General features: G+C 51.9%; 2 protein-coding genes. Both read right to left on the bottom strand.

Features of this window, described 5'->3' with window-relative positions:
- Nucleotides 1–229 precede the first annotated feature (229 nt).
- Nucleotides 230–2734, bottom strand: coding sequence for a DEAD/DEAH box helicase (locus APM_RS15775; RefSeq protein ID WP_007424385.1), 2505 nt, complete (start codon nucleotides 2732–2734; stop codon nucleotides 230–232).
- 1 nt (nucleotide 2735) lies between these two features.
- Nucleotides 2736–4582, bottom strand: a 1847-nt coding sequence (locus tag APM_RS20665; protein WP_007424386.1) for a site-specific DNA-methyltransferase, incomplete at its 5' end; no start/stop codon positions are given.

The following is a 4582-nucleotide window of genomic DNA, read 5'->3' on the forward strand; positions in this document are numbered from 1 at the left end:
TAGAGTGGCCTGAGTTTTCCAGTTCCAAGGCAGCAGGGTGTCGATTTCGTTGGCCTTGGTATGGCCGGCGACAATGCGTTCGAGGATTTCGGTGCACCGACAGTTCAGGCGCTGGACCGTTCTTGCTTCTCATGCTGTTCTACGTTGGGGGAGCGCATGATTGAACTGAAGCCAAGTAAATCAAAGAAGGCTACTAATCTCTCTCCATCTTATGCTGTATAAGATTCTGCTAATCCAACAATAAGCTATCTGCTTCGAACACAGATACCTCTTTGTTCCTATTCAACGCCGCATCATATTCAATGCGAATGAACTTATTCATTCCCTTATCATAGGTAATCATGATGGCACGACCATATTTCAGGTGTTCATTTCGAGTCTTGGAGATACTGTCCACGGAATCAATACGCTCCTTCGTTTCGAGAAGCGCAATACCATCTTGCTTCTTTCTGCCATTCACACAAACAATGAAATCAGGATAATACCCCTTTCCAGTCTCGGGCAGAATGATTTTTACGCCCCAGCCGTTGGGGGCCCCACGATTTTGAACATTCCTCGTCCACCACAAGACGCGGTCTTCTTGGAGGTCAAGCCAATCGGCAAATTCCACCTCCCATGTATTCAGACCATTTGGAACGCACCGATACAGGTTCTTGATAGAGAACGGCAATTCGAAATCGCTTCTCCAACTGGCCGGTAGGTCATCGGCTTCAACAGCCTCAACACATGACGCCATGGCGCGCCGCAAAGCATCGCGGCACAATGTAGGAGAGCGCACCAGGATAACATTTAAAGCCCGACGCAATACTTTCTGGTCAGGCACGTCCTGTCCAGCGTTCTCGATAGACCGGCGCAACTTTTGGAGAAGCCGATGAGCAAGTTCTTGCGGGTCGATATAGTCGCTTATTCGTAGCTGCCCCCACGCATTCTGACGGGCAAACAGGTCCGAAATTTCGGCTCGTTCGATACTGCGCTTGGATACGCTACCGTCAAAAAGGTCAACCTCCTTGCGCTCCACTTCAGCACGATGTTGATGAACCATGATGAGATGCTCGGGGGTAAACACCACATTTTTTACAAGCTCATCTACGAGCGTATGCGAGTCTGCCGCCATCGTCTCGGTCAGCAATCGAGGTGGGACATTCACGTCATTACGAACGGGATAGCTATATGCTTTCTGATTTACGCTGTTTGTCCTTGGCGTGCGACCGGGACCTTGAAGGGCTGCGGCATGCTCTCCCGCTGACGCTGATGATGGCTTTATGCTGTCCAGCAAGTCAAAGAGAGGGTCAGGCTCATCAAGCCTTGCCGATTGCGTCCCCGCTGCGGATGGTGAAGGTGTATAAGCTCCCCAGCTTTCAGGCGGCGTCAATACCAACACTCGCTGCCCGTCCTTGTCCTCGATGGTGATTTCACCATTGGCATCCGCAGATGCGACATACACATCCACCCGGTCAGTGGACACCTGTATCAGGTTCTTCAAGCTGCGCACTTGGTCAGCAGCTTGCTGGAGGCCAAGTTGGCTTTCGGCGTTGCCGAGAAATACGTAGCCAGTGTTAAACTCTGCCGGTGTATCGGGTAGCCGTTGGAGCGCTGGGTGAACGCGCATTATGCGTCCGATGACCTGGAGCCCAAATCCTTTATCCTGGACAGCTCGAAGGGCGCAGAGCGAGCTTGCGCGCGGCGCATCAAAGCCCGTCGCAACCGCCATTTTAAAGATAAGAACTTCTACCTGGGGGTCATTGGCAAGCGCCTGGATATCCGGGTCCGGTTCATCGGCAGTGTGGACACCCACAGATGCTTCGGAAAATTCTGCCTGGCTTGTCAAAAACGTCTTTACCTTTTCAGGTGTCCAGCCCGTGCTGGCTGCCTGAATCAACAGCAGCGGGACCATCGGAATACCGGCAGCCTTTAATCCTTTTTTAAGTGCTCGGTGCTGGTCGATGGCCTTGCGTAAAGCAACCTCATTAAGGTCGAGCAGCTTTTCACTCGTGCCTTTTGCTACAAAGGCAATTGCCTTGACTGTCTCTTTGTTCAGCCGCTCTTCAACCACCCGTTCACGTGAGATGCTGATGCGCTGAAAGCGGTCAATGCCCAGGCTTCGGCGGAGAATCTCAACATCGGCATCATCGGGCGTCGCAGTGGCAAGCATTAGCAGGTCGGGACGTAAAATCTCATCAAAAAACTTGAACGCCTGCGTCCCTGCTTTGAATGAATGGTGAGCTTCATCGACAACCACACCAACAACTAAACCCGCATCACGTATCTGGGTAAGCAGATTGTCCAAGGCGGGCAATTCATCATCATCTACACGCATTTTGCGTGTGTCTTTGTTGTTGGCTGCTACAGACGCCCATGTGCTGATAAACACGTCGCCTGGGCGTGTTCCGATAGAAACGCGGTCAGCTTTCGGGTCTCGAATTCGCAAAGCCGGAGCCACACTACGCAGCGCAGTTGAGGTCTGGTCCACGACACCTTTAAATGGCGCGAACCAGAACCATACGACGGGTGCTTTTCCGCTTACACGCTCCGCAGTAGAAGCGAGCATGACCGTCTTGCCAGATGCGGTTGGGGCTTCCAGGAGTGCGCATCCTATCCTGCGGGCAATCTCTCTGCGGCGGGCAGGCGCAGCCTTAATTTTTTCAACCGTGTCGGTCATCACACCGACAAGCGTATCAACCGCTTCTTGTTGGAAGTTCTTAAGGACGAGCGGAGCTATGGTTCTCTTCGACATCTCACAGCCCCACAACGTTATACCGGAATTCCGCAAGGAACCGGTCTGGTGCCGCTTCCACCGCCAGCGATGGATAATAGAACTTGTCTTCCAACGCTGCTGGTGTTGGTGTGTAAATCGTGAGCAGACCTTTTATCGCATCAAGCTGCTTTATTGCGCGTTCGTTGATGAGCGGGGCATAAGCGATAGTCTGCTTTACGTCATCAGTTTCAGACCATACAGACATCTGAACCGGCTTCGATGAGTCATATGGTGTCAGCGGAAGCCCATGCCGAAGCTGGATTAGAGTCCAAACCGCTGGTGCGTCCAGGTCATATGGGATATCGCTTTCTTCGATGTGCCTAGTTCGGAGATATGCGAACTCCCCACCTAAACCTTCGACATCAGCATATCCATCAATGGCACTGCGAATTCTGGTCGCGCAGACATCTCGGCACAAGTTCTTGTCAGGTTCGTCAGTTGTGGCTTCGGTATTTGAAACCATTATAAATCGGCGATTGCCGTCATCTTCCGCATTTTGTGATAAAACTGCGTGGGCGGCTGTTCCTGAGCCAGCAAAGAAATCAAGAACAATTCCATCAAGTGGAACGCATGAACGAATCAACTGCTGAAATAGTGAAAGCGGTTTCGGAAACGAGAAACGTTTATCGCCAAAAACTTTCTCCAACAGAGTTGTCGCAGAACCCTGCCGTTCGCTACGCAGACTTTCCACATCATCCGTGGAAACAGACTCGGAAATCCCCGCTATCCAACTTCCAACGGGCTTGGTCGCGGCGAGATGCTCGTCTGCGAGAGGAACAATTCGGCTCAACCTTCCGTGCGCGATGCGCTTGCCAACCCAAAAATCCAGGTCAGGAAGCCCTGTGTTCAGAAGGGGACGATTTCGACCATCGCGGGGAACGCTTCCTTGACGGATAGCTTCATCAAGCGCCTCTCTGGTTGGATAAAAAAATGGCTCCTCATTTTCAGGAGGAAAATATATTTCACCGGCCCGAACGAGTGCTTCGATTGATGTTCCAAGTCTCGTCTTTCCTTTTGGCGGCTTCGTTTCACTCCAAAATGCCCAAACCCTATTGGGCGCGCACGGATACCAAAGTCCCGTTATTGGGTTTTGGATAGGATAGTATGTTCCAGGGCGAGATTTATACGTTTCTGGTTTTGTAATCGGGTCAAGGCGAACCTTTCTGTCCCCATATCCTTCAAGGAGGCGAAATTTTCCAAGTCCCGTAGCTTCCCCAGAAAAGCTAAATCTACCGTTGGCGTAGATTAGGATATGCTCATGGACGCCGCTATAACTGCGGGCTTTATCACTATTGTTGGTGTCCTTGGTGCGCCATACGAAACTGCCAACCCGCATCCCAGGAAAGACCTGTTCCATAAGCAAGTCGAGGCGGGCGCGGTTTTCATCGTTGATACAAACCAGAATAACGCCATCATCGGCGAGCAGGTCTCGCGCAAGAATTAGGCGCTTGTAGAGAAATTCCAGCCATAAAGAATGACGAAACCTATCATCCTTGCCGACGTATGAGTCGTTATAGGTAAAATCCTTGGCGCCCGTGTTGTAAGGAGGGTCAATCAGGATACATTTGATTGAGCCCGCATGGGTCAGCCGCAGCGCGCGGAGAGCGTCCCAATTATCGCCCTCGATGACGAAATTCTGCCAGCCCGAGGCTTGACGAGGCGTGGAAAGGTCTTCGACCAGGTCAAGAACGACGAAGTCATCATTGACCGCCCGGTCCCGTTCTATCCCCTCCCGCTCCCAGATAAGCCCGTAGCGTTGCCGGGCATCACGGCGCTCCAAGAGGCGGATAAGCTCATCTTTCGAGAAATTGGCGTAGCGGGTCGTCA

This window comes from Acidiphilium sp. PM (assembly GCF_000219295.1).
Classification (GTDB): Bacteria; Pseudomonadota; Alphaproteobacteria; order Acetobacterales; family Acetobacteraceae; genus Acidiphilium; species Acidiphilium multivorum.